Annotated in this window: 17 protein-coding genes and 2 pseudogenes; 5 read left to right on the top strand and 14 right to left on the bottom strand. The window is 69.5% G+C overall.

Features of this window, described 5'->3' with window-relative positions; all coding sequences use genetic code 11:
* Positions 1-420 precede the first annotated feature (420 nt).
* Positions 421-3,330, top strand: a complete 2,910-nt coding sequence (locus ABIE67_RS50575; RefSeq protein WP_370271234.1) for a hypothetical protein — start codon at positions 421-423, stop codon at positions 3,328-3,330.
* Between the two features lie 249 nt (positions 3,331-3,579).
* A pseudogene (locus tag ABIE67_RS50570) lies at positions 3,580-4,253 on the top strand (IS5 family transposase); the annotation flags it as partial.
* Here ABIE67_RS50570 and ABIE67_RS50565 read toward each other — a convergent pair.
* The 4 genes from ABIE67_RS50565 to ABIE67_RS50550 are packed head-to-tail and all read right to left on the bottom strand — an operon-like array spanning position 4,220 to position 8,737.
* Positions 4,220-6,895, bottom strand: a complete 2,676-nt coding sequence (locus tag ABIE67_RS50565; RefSeq protein ID WP_370271233.1) for an ATP-binding protein — start codon at positions 6,893-6,895, stop codon at positions 4,220-4,222. The pseudogene ABIE67_RS50570 and the gene ABIE67_RS50565 sit on opposite strands and share 34 nt — an antisense overlap.
* A complete protein-coding gene (locus tag ABIE67_RS50560; protein ID WP_370271232.1) occupies positions 6,892-7,470 on the bottom strand; it encodes a hypothetical protein in 579 nt (192 codons plus the stop codon). The genes ABIE67_RS50565 and ABIE67_RS50560 overlap by 4 nt, the downstream gene beginning before the upstream one ends.
* Positions 7,467-7,805: a hypothetical protein gene (locus tag ABIE67_RS50555; RefSeq protein ID WP_370271231.1), complete on the bottom strand. Its 339-nt coding sequence runs from the start codon at positions 7,803-7,805 to the stop codon at positions 7,467-7,469. The genes ABIE67_RS50560 and ABIE67_RS50555 overlap by 4 nt, the downstream gene beginning before the upstream one ends.
* The gene (locus ABIE67_RS50550; RefSeq protein WP_370271230.1) at positions 7,802-8,737 is read right to left on the bottom strand and encodes a conjugal transfer protein; all 936 of its coding nucleotides are present in this window, start codon (positions 8,735-8,737) and stop codon (positions 7,802-7,804) included. The genes ABIE67_RS50555 and ABIE67_RS50550 overlap by 4 nt, the downstream gene beginning before the upstream one ends.
* Positions 8,738-9,445: 708 nt before the next feature.
* Between ABIE67_RS50550 and ABIE67_RS50545 the strand changes: the two genes are divergently transcribed.
* Positions 9,446-10,864 carry a hypothetical protein gene (locus ABIE67_RS50545; protein ID WP_370271237.1) on the top strand — a complete coding sequence of 473 codons (1,419 nt, stop codon included), beginning with the start codon at positions 9,446-9,448 and terminating at the stop codon, positions 10,862-10,864.
* Positions 10,861-12,312, top strand: coding sequence for a hypothetical protein (locus tag ABIE67_RS50540; protein ID WP_370271229.1), 1,452 nt, complete (start codon positions 10,861-10,863; stop codon positions 12,310-12,312). Before ABIE67_RS50545 ends, ABIE67_RS50540 begins: the two co-directional genes overlap by 4 nt.
* A 129-nt stretch (positions 12,313-12,441) precedes the next feature.
* On the opposite strand, the gene ABIE67_RS50535 is transcribed toward ABIE67_RS50540, so the two are convergent.
* The 10 genes and pseudogenes from ABIE67_RS50535 to ABIE67_RS50490 form a co-directional block, all read right to left on the bottom strand.
* Positions 12,442-13,404 (bottom strand): hypothetical protein, encoded by a 963-nt coding sequence (locus ABIE67_RS50535; RefSeq protein ID WP_370271228.1) that lies wholly within the window; start codon positions 13,402-13,404, stop codon positions 12,442-12,444.
* A gap of 40 nt (positions 13,405-13,444) precedes the next feature.
* Positions 13,445-13,681 (bottom strand): hypothetical protein, encoded by a 237-nt coding sequence (locus ABIE67_RS50530; protein WP_370271227.1) that lies wholly within the window; start codon positions 13,679-13,681, stop codon positions 13,445-13,447.
* 30 nt (positions 13,682-13,711) lie between these two features.
* The gene (locus ABIE67_RS50525; protein ID WP_370271226.1) at positions 13,712-14,641 is read right to left on the bottom strand and encodes a hypothetical protein; all 930 of its coding nucleotides are present in this window, start codon (positions 14,639-14,641) and stop codon (positions 13,712-13,714) included.
* A gap of 534 nt (positions 14,642-15,175) precedes the next feature.
* A complete protein-coding gene (locus ABIE67_RS50520) occupies positions 15,176-15,304 on the bottom strand; it encodes a hypothetical protein (RefSeq protein ID WP_370271238.1) in 129 nt (42 codons plus the stop codon).
* Between the two features lie 9 nt (positions 15,305-15,313).
* A pseudogene (locus tag ABIE67_RS50515) lies at positions 15,314-15,646 on the bottom strand (hypothetical protein); the annotation flags it as partial.
* Positions 15,647-15,763: 117 nt separating this feature from the next.
* The gene (locus tag ABIE67_RS50510) at positions 15,764-16,894 is read right to left on the bottom strand and encodes a hypothetical protein (RefSeq protein ID WP_370271225.1); all 1,131 of its coding nucleotides are present in this window, start codon (positions 16,892-16,894) and stop codon (positions 15,764-15,766) included.
* Positions 16,885-17,790, bottom strand: a complete 906-nt coding sequence (locus tag ABIE67_RS50505; protein WP_370271224.1) for a lactate dehydrogenase — start codon at positions 17,788-17,790, stop codon at positions 16,885-16,887. The genes ABIE67_RS50510 and ABIE67_RS50505 overlap by 10 nt, the downstream gene beginning before the upstream one ends.
* Positions 17,787-18,968, bottom strand: a complete 1,182-nt coding sequence (locus ABIE67_RS50500; RefSeq protein WP_370271223.1) for a phosphotransferase — start codon at positions 18,966-18,968, stop codon at positions 17,787-17,789. Before ABIE67_RS50500 ends, ABIE67_RS50505 begins: the two co-directional genes overlap by 4 nt.
* A 135-nt stretch (positions 18,969-19,103) precedes the next feature.
* On the bottom strand, positions 19,104-19,271 hold the full coding sequence (locus ABIE67_RS50495) for a hypothetical protein (RefSeq protein WP_370271222.1): 168 nt from the start codon (positions 19,269-19,271) through the stop codon (positions 19,104-19,106).
* Positions 19,271-19,708 carry an ATP-binding protein gene (locus tag ABIE67_RS50490; RefSeq protein ID WP_370271221.1) on the bottom strand — a complete coding sequence of 146 codons (438 nt, stop codon included), beginning with the start codon at positions 19,706-19,708 and terminating at the stop codon, positions 19,271-19,273. The genes ABIE67_RS50495 and ABIE67_RS50490 overlap by 1 nt, the downstream gene beginning before the upstream one ends.
* Positions 19,709-19,907: 199 nt before the next feature.
* Between ABIE67_RS50490 and ABIE67_RS50485 the strand changes: the two genes are divergently transcribed.
* Complete coding sequence (locus ABIE67_RS50485; protein ID WP_370271220.1) at positions 19,908-21,254, top strand: hypothetical protein; 1,347 nt, start codon at positions 19,908-19,910, stop codon at positions 21,252-21,254.
* Positions 21,255-21,355 lie beyond the last annotated feature (101 nt).

Here is a 21,355-nt window from a genome sequence, read left to right as displayed (position 1 = left end):
CCCTCGCCGCCCCCTCGCACTCCTCGGCCTCGGATGATCACGAACCGGACGTCATGCGACTACGCCGAGGCCCTGGGGTCGGGGGTTGTCGGCCTCGGCTGTTCTTGGGGGCCTCCAGTCCAAAGTTGTGATGGGTTGTGACTAAAGTTGTATCGGCCTTTTCCTTTCGGCTTGCGGGTAACGCCCGGGTGAATACTTTAGGCGCAAAACAGGGTGTGTCGCTCGCGGGTCTTAATGGGTATGGAGCACACGGTTGCCTGTCGGGGATCTGCAAGAAGCGGAACATCCCCGCTGTCGGTGGGAGATTCTGGCAGGCGGTCGTGGCGGCATCATTTCTCATTTCGCACAGAACAAGTGTCAGTCCCCTGTATGCGCGGGAAAATGGAATTGCGTGAGTGCAGTAGCAAGAAGGGAAAGAAGATGAGCATGAAGAAGCAGCATGGCCGGCACCGCCTGGAGAAGCAGACAGACCGGCGTAAGCGTGTCTTTCCTGCGACTGCCGCTGTCCTGGCTGTAACGGGCGGTCTTCAGTTGGTGAACGCCACTGTCAGCTCTGCCGAGGTGGTTCCCTGGGTGGAGGATGGGAAGCGGGTTTTCACGCCGACTGACGAGGATGGCCATTTGTATCATAGTCAGGCGCATTCTAATGGTAATTATGATGCCGCCACCATGGCCAGGGTGAATCGAGTCCTGGGGAGGAGTTTTGATCGCCTGAACAGTAATATCGGGTTTGATCTCTACCGCCCGACTGAAGCAAATCACAAGTCTCCGCAGGTGACTGTTGAGGTGGGAGATCTTGGCATGAAGCCGTACGAGGAGGCCGCGGATAGGGGGGCCAGTCAGGAGGAGCTCGAGAGCATTAAAACGAGAGAGGGTTCCACATTCGGAAGAGGTAACGCGCATAATGGTGTCGTGACCCTTGACGGGTATGAATTCTCTGATGAGTCGATTGATAATCGATTCGTGCGCGATAAGAGGATGACTGGCGGTGGCGCAATGGTTTACGACAACGCCAAGGGTTCCCTTCCGGTGGATGACAATAGCGACGGGAAGGTCGATTATTATTGGATTAGAGGGGATCAGGGGGATGTGTACAGGCAGTACATGGAGGAATTCCCTTTGCAGCACCATACCACTCATGAAATTGTCCACACTGGAGGCGAGTATCACGCTTCCAGCACAACGCATGCGCCGAACGCAAAGAATGCAACATGGGACGAGCTCATGATTGGAGAAGACACTAAGGATGGTATCCTGCCGCCGGCGAACGGGGCGTTGCTGCCTTATACGGTGCTCGACCCGAGCCCGGATGAAACTAGAGTACTGAAAGAGAACTATCCGCAGCCACAGGCAAAGGTGTCGCCCGGTAGCCCTGAATCCGGGAGCAGCGGACAGGTCGGTGATAATGCTGTGGCTAAACATCAGGATTCGCAGAAGAATTCAGAACCCCATGAAAGTGAAGCGCCGCGCCTCGTGTTCAATGGGACCGCCGTCTATGACCCGAAGACTGGCTCCTATACGGAGCGTAATTACTATGAATCACAGCATGGGCCGGTCGGCGAAAACCTGAGCCCTGACCCGGTGGCCGATGGGACACATCAGGGCGCCCGGCCTGGCGGGCAGGCTGACTCCGCGGCCGAGCGGGAATGGCACGGCCAGAAGGGCGACTGGCTGGGGGACTTCACACTGAACGGCACGGGGCAATGGAGCGGACGCTGGACGCAGTTGCAATCGCAGGATGAGCAGCAGCGGGGCCTGCACCCAACGACAGTCGAGACCAGCACCTCGGGCCCGCACGAATGGAGTGGTCGGCAGGGGGATTGGCGGGGAAATTGGCGACTGGACGACAAGGGCCAGTGGCAGGGCCAGTGGACGCCAGCGGCGCAGGATCAGCAGGAGGCATCCGGCCGGTCGAAGGGGCAGAGCTCGAACCAGCAGGTGGCGTCCCCAGGTTCGGAGACCAGTAGCACCCCCACGGATGGTTCGGGCGCGAGCAGCACCGCCGCAGGCAGCACGACTGATGGTTCGTCTGCTTCCGGTGGCACCACGACCGGCGGCGCCGAAGGGATGGGCGGCACTGCCGCCGGCAGCACTCCTCCCGGGGAAGGGGCGGGCAGTTCGACCGGCGGCGCTGGTTCGGGTGCCTCAGGTGCTGCTGCAAGCAGTTCTACCGCAGGTGGTATTGCTGCCGGTGGCTCGACGGCCGCCGCAGGGATCAGCGCAAGTGGTCCGGGTGCGCTGACTGCTGCAGGCGAGACACTCACCACCAGTGCTGTGACAGGCAGTCTGGGAGCCACGCCTGCGTCTGGCACTGTCGCGGGTGGTTCGGGCGCTGCTGGCGCCGCTGCTGGCGGTCTGTCCGATGGTTTGGTTGCGGGTGGTGCCGGTAGCGGTGGTTTGGCCGCTGGTGGTGCCGGTATGGGTACTGTCGGCAGTGCGGTTGCGGCGGGCGGTGCTGCGGAGGGTGCGACGGGTGGCGGCACCGCTGTGAACGCTGCCGCGGACACAGCGGAGGGGGCGAAGCTGTCGGCCGGGGCTGCGGCGGGCGGGCAGGTGCAGGGTCTGCAGCAGGCTGATTCGCTGCCGGCCGCGGGGGCCCCGCAGGCTCAGCAGGCCGCTCAGCCCGCTGGGGCCGTTCAGCCTGGTGTGCAGTCGACTGATCTCTCGGTGCAGTCGGGGCTGCAGGTGCTGGGCGGGGGCGCGGGTGATGTGTGGGGCGGGCAGGCGGGTTCGCCTGACGCACAGTCCGGTTCGATGCCCGGTGTGCAGGCAGGGCAGTCCGGCGCGGCCAGTTGGTGGAACCAGTCCGTCACAGACGTGGCTGCACCCGGTGCGGGCCAGGCTGCCGGCTCAAGTGTGAGCTCCACGGGCCTGGCCGCTGCTTCGGCTGCTTTCGGGGGCGGGCAGGCCGCGCTGAGTGCCGACAGCTCGGCTCCGGCGGATTCAGGCTGGCAGGGTCTGCAGGGCAATGGTGCGCAGTCCCCTGATGCCTGGAGCCAGCAGGACCAGCAGGCCCCCCAGACTGGCTGGAACTCCACCGGCACCGACCAGGGCAACGGCTGGAACCAGAACGCCAACTGGGGTCAGAACGACGGCAGCTACAACAACAACGGCTACAACACCAGCAGCTACAACAACACTGGAGGCTACGGCACGGGCAGCAACGGCGGCGGCTACGAAACCGGCGGCAACGGCGGCGGCTACGAAACCGGCGGCAACGGCGGCGGCTACGAAACCGGCGGCAACGGCGGCGGCTACGAAACCGGCGGCTACGGCACGGGCAGCAACGGCGGCGACACGGGTGGCGACAGCGGTGGTGGTTCGTTGTGACATCTCAGCCAGGGTGGTGACATCCACACGGCTGTCGGCGTGTGGGCACGTGTGAGGGGGCGTGGAGCGGCGTTCCCCACGCAACCCCACAGGCCAGTCCAGCCCCGAGGAAACCGCTTCACCGAGGAGGCCCGCCAGCACCGCGAGCAGCTGGAGACCGACACCGCCGAGAAGATCCGGCAGGTGGAGGAAGCCGCCGACCAGCGTGTGGCCGACGCCGAGGCCGGCCGGGCGCAGAACGAGGCAGCGCGCCAGGTGGTGAACGCGATCTTCTGCCAGAACCGGACGGGCTGCCAGTGGCGCTGTCTGCCTCATGACTTCCCGGCCTGGCCGGCGGTGTTCTACTCCTTCCGCCTGTGGCGCGAGGACGGGCTCGACCAGCGGATCCAGGATCTCCTGCGCTGCCAGGTACGGGAGAGAGCCCGGCGATTAGAGGACCCGTCCCTGGTGATCCTCGACACCAGTCCGTCCGCGCGGCCGCGGGTGTCCCGAAGAGCACGACGGGACTGGACGCCAACAAGAAAGTGTCGGGGCGCAAGCGGGGACTGGCCGTCGACGTTCTGGGGCTGATCATCGACGTCGTGGTGCCGGCCGCCTCCGCCCATGACAACGCCGCCGGCACCGTCCTGCTCGGTCAGGCGGCCGCGCGGTGCGGGATGCGCCTGGAGAAGGCTCTGGTGGACCGGGGCTTCAAGGACGAGGTTCTCGTCCGCGGGGCCCTGCTGGACATCGACGTCGAGGTCGTCCGCCGCAACCGCGCAGACCAGGGCAAAGGCTTCGTCCCGCAATCGAAGCGGTGGATCGTGGAGCAGGTCAACGGCACGTTGATGCTGCACCGCCGCCTCGCCCGCGAGTACGACCACCGCCCCGACACCTCCGCCTCGCGCGTCTACTGGGCTTCCATTGCAGACATGGCCCGCCGCTCACCCGCGGACGGCGAAGCAGCGCTCGCGCGGCGTCCCGGTGTGGTGGCGATGGACGTGGTGATGCGCTCGATGCGGGGGATGACGGCCTTGATCCGGCCGGTGTTCTGTCGCGGGCAGGTCAGCAGGAACTCGCCCTCCCGGCCCTTGCGGCCGACGGGGGACAGGCCGGTGGTCACCAGCCGCAGCAGTTCGCCGTCGTTCGGGTCGAGGCCCACGAACTCCAGACCGCGGTGGGCGCGTTCGCGGTCGGTGGTGCGGGCGAGCGCGCGGTAGGCCATCAGGCCGCGGTCGGGGCCGAGTTCGGCGGCGTCGTGGGAGGCGGTGAGGAGACCGGCGCCGTGCTTGCGGCCGTCGTGGAGGATTTCGTGGACCAGGGCGGTGCCCTCGGCCGACGAGGTGAGCCAGTACAGCTCGTCGGCGACTACGGCGGTGAACCGTTCGGGGTCCTCGAAGGCTGTCTGCCGGGCGAGCGCGGCGATCAGGTAGAGCACCGCGCGGCCGATGAGGGCCTCCAGCGGCTGCTGGTGCAGGACTTCCGGGTTGTCGAACGCGGCCTTCGGCGGCAGCTTCAGCCCCGCCGTCGTGATCACGATCATGTCGGAGGTGCTGGACGCGTCCAGGTGCACCGGCGGCAGCGTGGGGTCGAATACCATCCGCGCCAAAGAGTTGGTGGCGACGACGCGGACGAGACCGGCGAGCGCGGATGCCGCGTCCTGCCGCTTGCCCACCTCGCTCTTGGCCATCTCTTCAAGGACTTCCAGCACGCGGTGCATGGACGGGGCGTTGCTGGCCCCAGCCTGCTCGACGGCGTGGTGCAGGACCTCCCCATGGGTGCTCATCGGGCCGATCCCGAGCTGCAGGGTGAGGTAGGACAGGGCGTAGTGGCGGCCCTCGGGGCCGTCGAAAATGCGCAGCGGGTCGATGGACACCTCGGCCTGGGCGGCGTCGATGATCTGGACGCGCCCCTTGGCGGCGGTGCGGGCGAAGGTCGCCCATTCGCGTACGGGGGTGCGGTCGATGCAGATCGCGCAGCCGCCGCGCGCCCACACCGCCTCCGCGATCAGCTTCTGCAGGACGCTTTTGCCCGCGCCGAGGTCCCCGACGATGCCCATGGAGGCGGATGCGTCGACCTTGGGAGCGTCGGCCACGTTGATCATGACGGGGCGGGTGGTGCCGCTGTCCAGGTCGATGCCGAGGAACATGCCGTTCGGGTCGCCGACCTCGGAGGCGGTGAAGGCCCCGCCGAGGGCCCAGTCTTCGGAGATCTGGTGCTGGGTGAACTCCCGCACCACACCCGGGCGTACGGTGCCGGGCAGACCGAGTGTGAACAGGGCCTCTTGCAGGCCGGCCGGGCGCACGGCGCGGTAGTCGGCGCCACCCAGCAGCGCCGCCAGGGCGCGGGCCCGGGCGTCGCACACGGCGGCGGTCGGCCCCCACACCGTCAGCACGGTCACGGACTGCACCTCGACCTCGACCGAGGTGCGGGCAAGGCGGGCGTCCAGCTCGCCCAGGTCGCGGGCGGCCTCGGTGAGCGAGGCCGGCATGCCGGTGGGGCGGGCGTCGTACTGGTCGGCCTGGTCGATGAGTTCGTTCTTCTTGCGCCGCACCTGGTCGCGGGCCTTCTCTGCCGGGACGAGGGTGAGGTCGACGGTGTAGTCGACGGGGAAGTCGAGGGTTTCCAGCTGGGCGAACAGGTCGGCGGCGTCCTGGCTGACCGCGGGCGGGCACTCGGCCAACGCGAGTTGCGCCTGGTAGCCCACCCCGGCGTCGGATTCGACCTGCAGCCAGCGCCGTCCGAGCGGCGAGCCGGTGTTCACCCGCCACCAGGCCTTGCGCCCGGACCGCGTGATCCGGCCGGAGCTCCCCAGCTCGTCGACGTCGTCCAGGTCGGGGTCGACGCCGCCTTCCTGCAGGCGCACTTGGCCGAGGTCGGCGTAACTGGGGGAGCGCAGCACACCGTCGCGCAGCTGCCCGCCGTACAGGTCGCTGGCTTCGGCTTCCGCCAGCAGCGGCTCTGCCAGGCCGCGGTGCAGGGCGTGCTGGATCATCCACACGATCTCGGCCGGGCGGGCCGGGCGGAAGGCGATGCCGCCGGCGAGCGCGGCCTCCACGTGGGAGGCCTGCTCGCGGTAGGCAGTCACCTCCCGCTGCTGCACCGGCGCGGGCTGTATGCCGAGCATCGCAGTCAGCTCCGCCCAGGCCGCGCCGAGGGAGGCCGACACCTGCAGGCCGCCTGCCTCGGTCTGCAGCGGTACCGCAAGCCACAGGGTGCGGTGGTGCATCTCCTGGTCGTCGAGCAGATCCAGGGTCGCCTCGACGTTCTCCACCCACGGATGCCGGCCCGCGCCCGGTGCCGTCTCAGCCGGCTCGATGCCCTCGATCATCTTGAGGGCGACCTCGCCGGGGTCGACCTGCGCACACAGCCCGAACAACCTGGGTGCTCCGGACAGCGACCGCACCAAATGTGTGATCTTGGCGAGCTGTTCGTCACGGACCGCGGCGGGCACGTAGGTGCCCTGAACGGTCTCCTCGTGCTGTCCCTGCGCGTCCGGGCCTGGGTGCAGGCGGTAGACGGCGCACACGCTGCCGTGCGTCGACCAGAGAAGGTGCCCGGCGATGTGACGGATCGGAACTCTCACCGCACACCCCCGCCCTGCTCGGCGAGCGCGAGCAGCTGCTGAACCCCCGACACCGGCCCCACCGGCACTGCGGGAGCAGTCGGCTTAGTGCGGTGTCGCGGGGCCGAGTGGCTGGCGGCCGGGTTCGGGTGCGGCGCCCGGTCGATACGCGGCCGCACCGCAGGGGACGGTGAGGCGGCCGAGGCGGGGACGGGCGCGTCCTCGATCGTGAAGCCGCCGATCAGCGGGCGGGGAGCGCGGTCGCGGGCGGCACGCCCTCCGATCCGCCCTCCCTTCGGCTGCCACAGGAGCAGCACCCAGCCCAGCGCCGCCTGCAGCGGAGCACGGCCGCGGATCTTCGGACGGCGGACCGCCCAGATCGACAGCAGCCACGCCGCCGGGGGAACGGGCCCCGTCCACGACCACCAGCTGATCGTCTTGATCAGAAGGAAGCCGCCACCGACGGCGACCGCGATCTGTGCAGGCGTGTACGGGCCGAGGGGGATCTTCCAGTCCGCGACTTTTCCCAGTACCCAGGGATGGCGACGGGCGGCGGTGTAGAAGCGCCCGACCCGGCCCGCAGCGGCCGCGCTCACAGCCAGCCTCCGACACCAGTGGAGTCCTCTCGGACGGGGGCAGAACCGTGCACGATGCCGGGGACAGCGGGCGCGCCCTTGGCCGGGTTCTTGACCTCGTCTTCGAACATGTCCGAGAGGTCCTCGCGGGAGTTGTATAACCCCAGCGCGATGATCATCAGCAGCAGGGCGCCGATGCCGGCCTTGAGGCTGAATTTCTGGATCATGATGACGACGACGAGCACGAGCAGACCGGCCTGCAGGCCCTTGGTCGCCCAGTCCTTGAACATGTTGATCCAGCTGTCGCCGAGGTCGTCCAACTGACCGGCGAGGATCACGCTGTTCACCGTGTTCATCGGGCGCCCCCGTTCAGGGCCGTGCCGGACTCGAGCGCCGAGACTTCCCAGCGGCCCGAGCGGGCCGTGAGCGCGAGCTCGTACGCCAGCGGCCACCGTCCGCCGGTGTCCCGGGCTTCCACCTGTGCGAGGACACGGACCTTGGTGCCGTCGGCCGGCACCTGCTCCGCGGCCTCCTCGACGGCGGACACCTGCTGCACGTCGACTGCCGTGTACGGGGCGGGGGAGACCGGGGACAGGCTTACGCCGGGGGCGAGGTAGCGGTCCGCCTCTCCGGCACCGGTCAGGTAGGCGGCGAGGAACTCCCCGACGGCCGCCGACAGATCACCCTCCGGGACACTCACGCCGTACGACGACTTCGGCACCTCGGCCCGGACCGGGCCGGCCACCACACTGGGCGCACCGGTCACGGCGAACGAGGCGCCCGCGTGATCGGCGGTCACCGGCACCGCGTAGTACCGCACCGATCCGTTGCCGTACTGCGCAGCCACCGTCACTGACCACGCGCCGTCCGCGCGCTGCGCACTGCGCACTGCCGTCACGGACTGAGGCGTCGACTGCGCATCCGCATCCGCAGCCGGGTCGGGCAGTTCGACGTCCGGCGCCATCGACTGTGCAAGCCGCGCCTGCGCACTCGAGGCGTCATCCGCGCTGCTGCGCAGCCACGCGTGGAGGAACAGCTGCGCATAGCCGGCCGGATCGGCGGCCTGCGCCGTGGTGTGCACGGCGGCGGTGGGCTTGGACGGGGTGGCCGCCTCGACCGTGGTCGGGGTGGAGGTGATGGCGACGCCCAGAGCGATGGGGCCGGCCGCGATGACGGTCCAGACCGCCAGGCGCGACAGACGCACTCGGCGCCGCATCGCCTCCAGCCTGGCGCCTGCCGCCATCGGAGCAGCGGCCTCGCGTTCCGCGGCCTGCTTGCCACGAGACATAGTCAAACTCCCAGGTCAGAACGAACGTTTCTGACCTTGAGAAAACCCGCGGGCCCCGACCCGACCACCGACCACGAACCCCCGACCACGGTCACGATGGGGACACGAAGTCCATGGTCGGGGTCATGGTCGGCCCGACCACAGGCCCGACCATGGGCCAGCCGCGAGTGGGAACCGGCGCGTCCTGGCCGCCACAAGCCCGCAGCGCCGATGGCCGCAGTGGCCTTCCTGCCGCACGGACACCCGCCCCCCGCACCAGTGCGCAGACGGTCGCCGCCAAGGGCCGCGGCAGAGCCTGCGCAGTGCGGCACCCGAACCTGCGCACGAAAAGATCAGAAAGCCTCGGGCGGGGCTGCGCAGCCGCTCAGCACCACCCGACTGCGCACGACCCTCGACCGGTTGCGCAGCCCCGTTGCGCAACCGCCCGTCCGGCGATGCGCAATCGGGCGGCTCACCCCGCACAGCCCTCGGCTGAAGGCGCGTGGTCGCCCCGACCATGAGCCCGACCACGGCAGCTAGACGGCGGCGTTGCCGGATCGTGACCGATGGTCGGGGTTGGTGGCCGTCAGCCTGGTCGGGGTCGTCGGGTGAGCTGTCGGCATGGAACACATGCACGCCCCGACCGCCAGGACCACTGGCCGCCTCACCTCGGCGAGCCCGGTGCGCCGCTGTGGCGATCGTGCACGCCCGGCTCTGGGGGGCACGGCGGTGAGCCGCTTCGGGCCGGGGATCCGCCGGGGGGTGATGGCGGCCGATCAGTTCACCCAGGTCGCCAACGCGCTGTTCCGTGATTCGCAGTTGTCGTTCAAAGCGAAGGGGATCTTCGGGTACGTCAGTACGCACACCAACGGCTGGCAGGTGACGATCGCCGACCTCGTCCGCCTGGGTCCGGACGGACGGGAAGCGGTACGCACCGGCCTGCGGGCGCTTGAGGCGCAGGGTTACCTGATCCGTGAGCGCCTGCGCCGCCCGGACGGCACCCTCGGCGAGATCGTCTACGGCATCACCGACCGCCCGGCCACTCTGGACATCGCGCTGATCGAAGCCGACTTGGTGATCGCGTCCCCGCAGGCCGGGCACGCCGGCGGGTTCGGGGCGGGGATCCGCCGGGGCGTGATGGCGGCCGATCAGTTCACCCAGATCGCCAACGGCCTGTTCCGCACCACCGAGTTGTCCTTCAAGGCCAAGGGACTGTTCGGGCTGCTCTCCACGCACCGGGAGGGCTGGCGGATGACCGTCACCAACATCGCCCGCCGCGGCCGCGATGGTGAATCAGCCGTCAAGAGCGGGCTGAAGGAACTGGAGAAGCACGGTTTCCTCGTGCGGGAACGCGAGCGCGGCGAGGACGGAACCCTCGGCGCGGCCGCGTACTTCATCACCGAACTGCCCGCCCCGCAAAACAGCAGGTCCGGGCCAGAGTCGGGTTTTCCACCAGTGGATGACCCTACGTTGGCTGATCGGCCCACTAAGAACACCAACAGAAAGAAGACCACTCAGCAGAACCCCAGACCCCTCCCTCCCCGCGCCCGCGCAGCGCGACCCCGCGGCGAAGCGCCACTAGCACACCGGACGGCACCGGCGCCGGCGAGCCTCGAACCGGGAGTCCGCCTGCTGCTGGCGATCGGCGCACAGCGCCCCGAGCTGCTGCTGACCGGCCAGGTCCTCGCCGAGCAGGGGCGCACCGTCACCGTGATGCTGGACGCCGGCTGGACGCGCGAGCAGCTTCAGCACGTCATCACAGGCCGCCCTCTGCCGAGCCCGGTCCGTACCACCGTCGGCGCGATCATCGCCGCCCGCCTCCGCGCGGCCCAGGCCTACCCACCGCCCGCCGCCGTGGCCGGCCACCACGACACGCCCGCGTGGGAGGACCCGCCCCCGCGATCAACCACCTCCTCCGCCGCGCGCACGGTGAGCGAGGCCCTGAACTACCGGGCCCTTGTCGAATGCGCCGGCTGCGGCGTGCCCGGAACCGCCCCCGGCGAGGGCCTGTGCCCGGCCTGCGTCGGCTGGCCGCCATGCCGCACCTGCCCGGGGCCGACTCCCCGCCGCGCCCGCCCCGACGGTGACGGGCGCTGCACCACGTGCGCCTCCACGTTCATCGACCACCTGGAAGGAAGCGCCCCGTGACGGACTCGCTCCGCACACCGCCGCAGACCGAAGCCGCGCACCACCAACGCCCCTTCACCCGCGACCCGGGCCGGTGGGCGAAGGCAAGCAGCCGCACCCTGCGCACCGGCCACGTCCGCGGCAGCACGTGCTCGGCCGCGTGCCAGCCCGTGATCGTGCACGAACGCATCTCGTGGGGCTGGCTCGCCTGGACCGTCCCCGGCGACGGCACGCTGCCCGAAGTCCCCCATCAGATCGGGGTGCTCACCCCGTCCGCGACCCGCCCCCAGCGCCTGGCGCTGCGCTGGCTGACCAGGCGCCCCGCCCAGCGCATCGCTCTCGACACCATCCCCGGTTCCCTGTGCTTCTCCGCCGCTGCCGTCGCGCTCATCAGCGCGATCGTCGGGCTGTTCGCCATGCGCCACGGCGTCCCCATCGACGTCGCGCTGCCGACGATGCTGCTCGCCCCGCTCCTCGCCGAGCACCTGCCCGGCCGGCTGGACACCCGGGCCGACGAGCTCGTCCGCAAGGTCGAAGGCGTCAACGCCTGCCGCTACCTGCAGCGCCTCGCCACCCTGCACACCTCGCTCGTCCAGGCCGCCGCAGGCAGCGACCGCTACGAGCTGCGCCGCTCGGCCGAGGTCGGCCACAACCTGCTGTGGGACGCCGCCCGCCTGCTCCAGACCCAAGACACCGGCTCGGCCTCCGAGGGCCTCATCACCCGTGAGCGGCTGATGCTCCAACTCGCCGACCAGGTCACGCAGATCATCGAGCGCGCCGCACGCGGGGTCGCCGCAGCCGATGCGGACCAGACCCGCGAGCCCGGGCGGCCACTGGGCCCGTACCCGCCGGGTTTCCGTCCGACGACGCCTGGCCCCACGTCCAGCACATCACCGCTGAAGGGAACTGTCCTCATGACCCAGCCTCAGCCCGATTCCAGCCAGGCCGCCCGCACCCCGGACGTCTACCTGCTCTTTGCGCACGAGCCGTACTACCCGGGCCCCGGCACCCAGGAGATCAACACCAGCGTGGTCGCCGCCGGCTCGTTGCGGCACCCGCAGGTGCGCCAGCCCGACGGCGTCCGGATCCACGACCTTCTCGTCCAGGGACGGCAGCCGGGCGAGATCATTCCGCTGGCCACCCTCACCCACGAGCTGAACGGCGGTGCCGACTGGCCCAAGGTCGGCGACTGGGAGGGTGTCACCACTGACCTGGTACAGCTCGTCCATGCAGGGCGGTGCGACGCTCTCAGCCTCGGCTTGTCCGACCTGGCGCGCGCCCTCCTGTGCACGGGGCCACACGGTCAGGTCCGCGCGTATGACGCCGCAGCCGACGACTTCGTCATCTACGGCTCTGCGGAACGCGCCGTGGTCCTGGACGAAGTCGGCATGTTCCTCACCGGCGTTGCGGCCGAGCGACCCTTCTGGCCAGGGGACAGCCTCCTGCCCCCGCTGGGCCAGCGTGCCTGAGCCCGGCTGCTGTCGTTGGGAGGTGACCATGTTCGGATACGAATCGCGCGCCGTCTGGGCAGATCTGCGGCGCCTGCTGCATCGCGTTGCAACCCCCTCCCTGGATGGATGTGCAGGTCAGCGCCCGGGTCATTCGGCGGTCGGGAGTCCGTGATCCTCAAGGAACGAACTGGTGGCGCTGATGGAGGCTGCGAGCGTCGCAGCAGCGGCGCGGGCTTGTGCGAAGTGACTCCCCCATGCGGCCGCGTGGTGAGGATCGACGGCGTCGGCGACGGCCAGGTCGACGAAGTCGTCGCTGCGGCCGGCGAGTTCCTGCAGCGCCTTCCAGGCTCGATAGCGGTCGTCGACCTCAAGCGCGTGCCGGGCGAGTTCCTCCAGCTGGCCCATGGGACTGTCGAGGGCAGCCCGGCCTTCGGCGAGCACCTTGCCCGTCTGCTGCACCGCCTGTGCCGGCAGGAGGCCTCCCGTGTCGTACCAATCCACGCGTTCGCGCGCGCGGCGCAGACCGGTAAGCCGGGCGCAACGCTGGGCCACATCCCACAGTGTGGCGTTGACCGTGGCCAGGAGGGCAGGTTCGTCGAGGTGTCCGGCCTTCACGACTTCGGCCCTCTGCAGGGCTGAACGCAGAGCTCTGGCTCGGCCGACCAGCCGCCAGGTCTCCTCGTCCAGATCGTCGAAGAGCACGTAGCGGTGGTGCAGCCGGGCGTAGACGTCCCGCTTGCCCAGGACGTAGTGGCGGTGCAGCCAGCCCCCCACCTTCTTGCCCCGCCCGGACGGCTCGGCATCCCACGGGAATGCGCCGATCGAGAGGGAAAAGGGTGCGGTGAGCTCCCGTACCAGGACGGAGCCGAGCAGCGGGTCCGCGGCGATCGGGATGCGCGCGGTGACCATGTCGGTCTTCTTCATCTGCGCGTACGGCAAAGGGCGCGCGTGGTACCGGCCCAGGAGTTCTTCCACGGCGGAGCCAGCGGTCCGCCGGGCGCGGGCCTCGTCCTGCTGGCGGGCGGAGGACCCCTGCCGGAACCGTGCGGCGGCCCGGCGCAGCGTGTGTGAGCGAGGCACCGGCTTTCCGGGCGGCGTATTGCGGGTCATGGGCAAGCTCCGTCGGCTACAGCGCGGGCAGCGGGTCGGTCTAGTCGGCGACGCCGAGGAGGAGCACGTGGTGCCCGACAGCCTCCGCGGTGCCGTCGGTGACCTTCTCGACGTCGAGGCGCAGCCGGATGCGTCCGGCGCCTTCGCCGTTGGCCGCGAGGTCGTGCTCCAGTTCGTCGTCGAGCCGGTCCAGGGCGGCCTCGGCCGCGGCGTAGTCGGCCAGGCCGCGGACGAGGACCTGGCGGGTAGTGGTGTCGCGAAGCTGATAACTGGGCATCGGGGAGCGTCCTCAGGCTGGTGGGGGTGATCAGGTGGTGGGGTCGGCGAGCCCCCGGGCCGCGTTCACTGCGCGGGACCAGACGTCGGGGCTGCCGCCGTGCTCGCGGGCGAGCGAGGCGGCGAGCCCTCGCACGTCGCCGCGCTCGCGCAGGGCGGCCAGGGCGATCTCCGCCCGCCGGTCGGCTTCCGAGCGGGTCGGCGCGGCCGTGGAGCGGTGCTTGAGTGTGTTGCGGACGACGTACTCCCAGGACCTCTGCGGACCGCCGTACTGCACGCTGAGCTCCGCGGCCAGACCCGGGTGGTAGCCGTCGCGCTCGATTGCCTCGGCGGCGTACTGCTCGGCGAGCTGCGTGGCCGTGAGCGGCTCACTGCCGGCGCGGGTGCTCAGCTCGGCCGCGAGAGCCCCCACGAGGGCGGAAGGCCGGCCGACTGGTGCCTCGGGCTGCGGCCCGGGATGGCGCCCGGCCTTGCCGAGCTTGTCCCCGGTGCGCTTGCGGTCGAAGTCCTGCAGGTCGCCGACACGGAAGCCGGGGATCATGCGGCCGGTAGGGCCCTCCACCGGCTCGGGGAGGGGCTTGGGGAAGTAGTCGGGGTTGTTGTTGAGGTACTTGCGGATCACCGAAGGCCCGCTGAAGTTCAGCAGCTCGGCGGCCTTGTTGATGGAGACGAGGGTCTCGGGGTCGAGTTCGTGCAGCTCCGGGTCGGCCCTGAGGACCTTGCTCGCCTTCTCCTGCTGGAACCACGTGTAGAAGGAGCGGAACTGCGTCTCGTCGTAGAAGTCGGTCCCCGCGATGCGCTCCTTCTCCGGGTGGCGGTGCTTCTCCGGCTGCTCGAGCCGGATCTTGTACCAGCGGGCCGCGGTGCCGACGCTGGCGCCGGTGAACTCGCGGATCCAGTCGCGGTTGACCACGGCACGGTCACCGATGAGGCGACGCTGCGGGTTCAGGGGCTTGGGCATTGCGTTCTCCGCTTCGGGGAGCGGTCCTATACTTGGGGCCTGCTCTTCTGTGTTCCTCCAGCACTTACGTGCCGGCGGGCGAGTCGAGTTGGTGAAGGTGGTCGGCGGGACGTTCGGCCGGGGTTGCCGCCCTGGGGCGACACTCTCGTGAGAGGGTGCCTTCCGCCGCCCACCGCATTTGCCGCTTATTTCGCGTAATTAATATGGCGCTCTTGATGGGCGGCTGTCAATCTCGCCGGCATCCAGAACCTGTCACGAACGCAACCGTCGGTGGGCGGCCCAACGACTCATCCGCACACTCCTGGCACGCGGCGCCCGCCACGTCGCCGTCCCGCTCTGCGCAGGCTGCGGCAAACCGGAACCGCTCCCGCAGCGCCGGGGTAGCCTTAGGGGCTGCGTCCGCTGCGACGCCAGCGACAGACCTGCGCCGGCTGCGGACGTGCACGAGTCGTCCGCTACACGGGCTGCAACGGAAGGTCTCTGCAGCAGTGGCCGGCCCACGGACGACGTCGACTGGATGCAGCGGATCTGCAATCACGTTGCCGAGGTCGACTCCACGATCACAGCAGAGACCGTCCGCCAGATCGTCACGACCAACGCACCGCGCAGGCCGCCTTGGCGCCATGTCCTGGCGGTCTGGGTCAGCAGATCCAGCGTGGGCACCAAGACGAGCAGACGCCGCGCGGCCAGCCGGTGAGCAGCGTCGACAGCGATCAGAGTCTTTCCGGAGCCGGTCGGACGACGTGCATTCTCAGCCCCTGCGGAGGAATACGGCCGCTGGTGGGGGCCTGGAGGTGCCTCACTACGCTGTCGGCTGCTTTGAGCTGGTGCGGGCGCAGCGTCATGGGAGCCATGGAAACCTACCTCACGATCGTCAGCACACCTTGTGCAATCGTGATCTTTGACGTGCTCGACACGTTCATCACGAGCTGACCGGCAGGCGTGGATGGGCGGCCTTATACCGCGATACGAAGGCACCCTCGCGCAGCCGCGGAGAGAGTCCATCCAGCTGACACACTGGCCCGGATCCGTCACGGGATGCCAGACGGACGCTGAAGCCCGCCCCGACGCTCGACCTATCCAGGGTTTGCTGCCGGGGCGGGGGTCTTGGGCGGCCGTGGACTAGTCGGCCGTGATGTCGTCGGTGGCCTTGGTCAGGAGTGCGGTGTTCGCGTCGGTGTCGTGGCTGAGCATGAGCGAGCGGCGGGGGAGACGGCCGAGCTGGTGGACCAGCTCGGCTGCTGCGGGGGTGGCGGCCGGGGTCAGTTCGAAGATGTCGGGGTAGCGGTCCTCGGTCGTGCGCGTGAAGACGTCCGATTCGGTCAGCGCGCGGTCGTTGTCGAAGAGCGTGGGGGACACCTGGGGGTTCACTGTGGGGAACAGCAGTCCGGCCGCGGTGGCTTGGGTGGCCAGGGTGAGGCCGAGCCAGGTGGAGAGCTGGTCGGGGAAGAACTGCGGTTTGAGTTCCTTGCCGGTGTCCTTCACCAAAGGCTCGCGGCGGCCGTCGCGCAGAGCCTCGGTCACGCTCGCGTGCTGAGTGGGGTGGAGCTGTTCGCCGGCGAGCACCCTTTCGCGCACCTGCTCGTATAGGCCCGTCGCATCGAGCAGACCGAGCCCGATGGCGGCGGCCGACGGCCAGGGCAGTACTTTGACCGAGCCGTCGGCCTCGGTGCGGGCGAACACCCGGTCGTTGGCGAGCAGCCCCCACCCGGCGCGGGCGAGGAGAAGGGCGGTGGTGGTCTTCCCGGCTCCCTTCTCACCGAGAGTGAGCACCGCGCGGCCGTCCTTGACGGCAGCGGAGGCGTGAAGGACGGTCCAGCCGTCGGCGAGGAGCTGGGCGCGTACGAGTTCGCGGGCGAGGCGGGCGGCGGCGACGGCGACGGGTTCGCAGTGTTCGCCGACGATGACGAGGTGGCGCCGGTCGGCGTGGTAGGCGAGGCGTTCTTCCGGCTGTACGGCGTAGGTGATGCCGTCCTGCCGTGACACGAGTGTGTGAGCGTTCGCGTAGTCGGTCTCGGTGAAGCCGTAGTCGCGGATGAGGGTGTGGACGTCCTCCATCCGGCCGGGGTCGACGTCGGCCAGGACCAGGCCGCCGCCGTCCTCGGCAGTGCCGCCATCCGTGGGGGCCTTAGCGGTGGTGGCGCTCCACCAGGAACCGAAATACCGGCGCGACCAGTCGGTGACCTCTTCCCTTTGGGAGGCGACCGTCACGGTGGCGGTGCCGGCGGTGATGCGGGTAGCAGTCAACGGCATGACGTTGCTCCTTCACGGTTGATCTTGCGGTAGGCGGCGCCCAACTTGGCGCGGGCGGCGATGAACTGGACGGTTTCCCGCTCGTTCAGGGTCAGGGGGGTGACGGTGGGCTGACCGGAGGTGATCTGCAACCGGATTCCGAGCCACACCCCGCCGCGGTTGACGGACAGCACGTCCGTGCCGTCCTCGACGGCCAGGAGCTTGCGCAGGGCAGAGACCACGGCTGCGGCGGGGCTGTTGCGCACGCGACCTATTCCGGTGTTGATCCGGCGCGGCCGCTCGCGGAGTTCGGCTGTGACGACTTCGAGCGGCACCGTGGCGGGACGTCCGCTGATGGTGGTCGAGGAGGCGCAGATGACGGCGCTGTCGCCGTGTTCGCCGATCACGTAGCCCTCCACGGTCTCGACCGGCACCCGGTGATGCTGCGCGAGGGCGAGACGGTAGCGGGCGGTGTCCGTGGCGGAGCCGATACCGAACACCTGGCGCGCGCGGGACAAGTCGGCGAAGTAGCGGGCCAGCACGTCGACCGGGTTGGTGACCATCACGACAACGCCCGGATAGCCGGTCAGGGTGTGAGCCCACTCGGCGACCACAGGGGCGTTGGCAACCAGTCCGGCCATGCGCACATCCGCGGTGCGGGTGTTGGTGAACTTTGCACGAGGGCAGATGACCAGCGCGTCAGCGTCGCCCATATCGGCACGTGTGGCGGTGAACACGCGAGCGCCGCCGACGAGTTGCCGGGCCTCTTCCAGGTCCGTCACCAGGCCGCACGCGGCCTCGGGGGCGCGGGAAGTGATCAGCAGACGGGTACACCAGGGTTCGGCGGCCAGGAGGGCGGCGACACTCTGGCCGACGGCGCCGGCGCCGATGACGCCGATCGTGTAGCGGCGGGTCATCGAACCGCCTCCCGGGTCACCGAGGCGAGCGCCAGGCGCCACACCGTGTCAGGATCGGTTCCGGCGGTCAGGTTGGCGCTGACGGAGTCCAGGACCGTGCACAGGGCCGTAGCGGCGTCGACGACCGCGCGCGCGTGTTCCGGCAGCGGCAGCGCGGCTGGGGCGGCGAGGTAGGTCGAGAGGATGTTGACGCTGTCCATCAGCCACGTGACCAGCAGCCGGCGCAGCCACATCCCGCGCTCGGCCCGGCTGCTGTGCCGAGCCTGATCCTGGGTGAAGGCGTCGATGCCCTCCACCACGGGGGCAGCGCGATGGACCGGCGCGGCCGTGAGCACGGTGAGGAGCGAGCGGGAGACGAGTTTCGCGGTGTCCTGGTGAGCGCCCCCGCGCGACAGGCCCGGGTCGATGAACACCGGGTGCTCGTCGGGACCGTCCGGAAACAGGACATGCTCGGGCTTCAGGTCGCCGTACACGACCAAACGGGGCCCCGGGGCCGGGGTGAGGCGGAGCTTCAGCAGCCGGGTCACCACAGCCGCGAGCACGGCCACCACGCCGCGGCGGGTGCGTTCGTCGAGTTGGCCGACGCCGAGCCTGCAGACGTAGGCGCGGCCGGAGATGCCGTTGAACTTCCGGCGGAAAGTGGTGTCGATGCCGCGTTCGGCGATCGGTGCCGCGTCGACCGCGGCAGCCACTGCAGGGGATTGGAGCGCTGCGAGGCCGCGTACGGCCCCGGTCATCAAGTCGGCGGTTCTGGCGGGTTCCTTGGTGATCAGGTCGAGCAGGCTTGGGCCGTTCACGGCTTCGGTGAACAGCACGCCGTGCCGGTAGCCAACGCAGCGTCCGACCCGAATCCCGGCGGTGTCCAGGGCGCGGAGCTGGGCAGCCTCGCGTGCCAGCAGCGACGTAGGCGACATCGCGTAGGCGGCTTGCGCCGCACGGACCCGGTCTCCGTCCCCGGCGACGCCCCGCAGCACGGAGACGAGGGAGAGACCAAGGACGGAGTTCTTCGCGAACATCTCCCGGCCGGCGAGGTGCACCCGGTGGACATAACTAGTGACCGACGGGACGCGAGCGCCGATCGTCACGGGCTCGCCGGGCCACTGCTCGGACGCCACGCGGCGTATCCGGTCGGCTAAGAGCTCAAACAGGGGTCCCGGTTCGGGCAGGACGTGCGGCATGTGGGGCCTCCTCAACGAGGGAGCGGGACAGGAGTTGTGCGCCGTCCCGTCTCATGAGGGCGGGCACGGGAGGGGGAGGCAGCAGTTGAACCGGTGGTCGGGCGGGAAGGGAAAACACCGTCTGGCCACCGGAGATCACCAGTCGGCGCCGCCGTAGGCGAGCAGGGCGAGGACGAAGGCAGTGACCGTGACGACGAAGAGGAGTTGCGCGGCGACCTGTCGCCAGCCGATCCGGGTTTTCCGCCGGCGACGCGGTGGCGGGGCGGCCTTCCCCTTCGCCCTGTCTAAGCCGTCAAGCGGCATCACTGGGGCACCCTCAGTTCTGCCCAGCAGCGCTTCCCCCACGGGCGGGCGGCGGGGCCAAGCCGGTCGTAACCCCAGCGCTCGCTCAGGGATTCGATGATGACCAGCCCTCGCCCACTCTGCTGCTCATCCTCCGGGGCACGCAGGTGAGGAAGACACTCGGGTGCGCGGTCGGTGACCGCGAGATAGACGCGCGCGTTGCTGGGCCGGTTGACGATGACCTGGACGAAGGGACCACACGCGTGCCGCACCGCGTTGGCGAACAGTTCTGCCATCACGAGTGCCGCGGACTCCGTCACCTCATCGGGGAGGTTCCATGCGGTGCACGCCGTGCGGGCCAGATCGCGGGCCAGGGGCGCCGTCTCCTCGGTACGGGTCCGGATTTCGCTGTAGCCGGGATACCCCTTCGCGCGGGGGCTGCTCGCCGTCATCGTCATGGATCACGCCTTGGTCCGAGGGCAGGGGAACCGCGCCGGCCCCCTCGGGGGTTGGGTGATGGGCCAGCGCGGCCGTCAACTGGCCGCCCAATGTCGATCACCGAACGGCCTGTAATCACTCAACTCCGGTGCGCGCAGCGGGGTAAGGGAGCAGAGTGGAGCCACGGTTGAACTGGTTGAACACAGCTCGGGGGTTGGAATGGGACGACGACCGCGCACGCCCAATACGGCTCTCGCGGACCTGATGCAGACGGAAACGATCGGAAACGCGCAGCTAGCGCGGCGCGTGAACGCCGTCGGGAAGGAACTCGGGGTCACGCTGCACTACGACAAGTCGAGCGTGTCGCAGTGGCTCGCCGGCAGCAGGCCGAAGCTGCAGGCCCTGCCCGCGATCCTTGAGGCGCTCTCGCGGCTCGCCGGACGACCAGTAACGTCCGCCGAAGTCGGCTGGGGGGACGACCCGGCCGAGGAGCGCGACGTTGTCTCAGGAGTGGTGGCGCTGAGCCGAGCAGACATGGACCCATCCCGCCGGAACGTGCTGACCGCGGGCATGTACGCGGCCACGCTGGTGGTCCCCACCTACGACGAGCTGACCGAAGAACTGGACCAGCGCGTGAAGGAGACCAGCGTGGGGCGCACTCTCCGGATCGGGATGAGTGATGTTGAGACCGTCACCAAGGTGACGGACAAGGTCGCCGAGATCCTGGACGAGATCGGCGCAGGTCACGCACGGCCGATGGCAGCGGCGTTCATCACTAACACGATTGGGGCGTATCTGCGCGCCGAGGCCTCGGAGGCAGTGCGCAACGCGATGCTTGCGGCCGTCGCTGACTTCGTCTACCTCACGGGGTGGATGGCGATGTACGAGACGAAGCAAGGGCTGGGCCAGAAGTACTACCGTTCCGCCCTCGATCTCGCGGCGGAAGGCGGAGACCACATCACCTACTGCCGGACCTTGCGCGGCATGTCCTTGCAGGCATCCCACCTCGGCTACGGAGAAGCGGCATTGAAGCTCGCGGATTCCGCAGCGGAAGCCGCGCCAGCATCCGGCCCGCGTCTCGTGGCGTTTTTGCGCGGTCAGCAGGCCGCGGCTGCGGCGATGACGGGCGACCGGACCACCGCCCTTTCCCGGCTCCGCGAGACGGAGACCGCGCTAGCCCAGGCCGACAATCGGCGGGACGCCGTGGGCGGATACGACGAGGCCGCCTACCACTTCCACGAGGCACACGTCAGGTGGTCACTCAAGGACGGACCAGGCAGCATCAAGGCCCTGCGCCGCTCGAACGCCGCCCGCAGCCCTCAGGAACGGCAGGGCCGTGTGCACTGCCTCGGAGTGATCGCCGAGCGGCAGATGGCCATGCGCCACGTGGAGGCAGCCTGTGCTACATGGGCTGAGTTCCTCGACGAACACCAGATGATCAGTTCCGCGCGCGGGGACGAGCACCTGCGGAAACTGCGCGCGCAGCTCAAGCCGTACTCCTCATTGCCCGTCGCACGGACCCTGGGCGAACGGGCCCGCGAGGTCGCCAGGCTCAAGGCAGCCTGACCTCGACCGGGGCGTCGAATCGGCCCAGCGTGCGTCCATGGCCCAGCCACCCCTTCACCCTTGCCTCCGACGAGGTCGATCGGCTCGTTGCTACGCTCCGC

It is taken from the genome of Streptomyces sp. V4I8 (assembly GCF_041261225.1).
GTDB lineage: Bacteria > Actinomycetota > Actinomycetes > Streptomycetales > Streptomycetaceae > Streptomyces.
The sequence above is the reverse complement of the archived record's forward strand: the minus strand, read 5'-3'. Positions and strand labels throughout refer to the sequence as shown.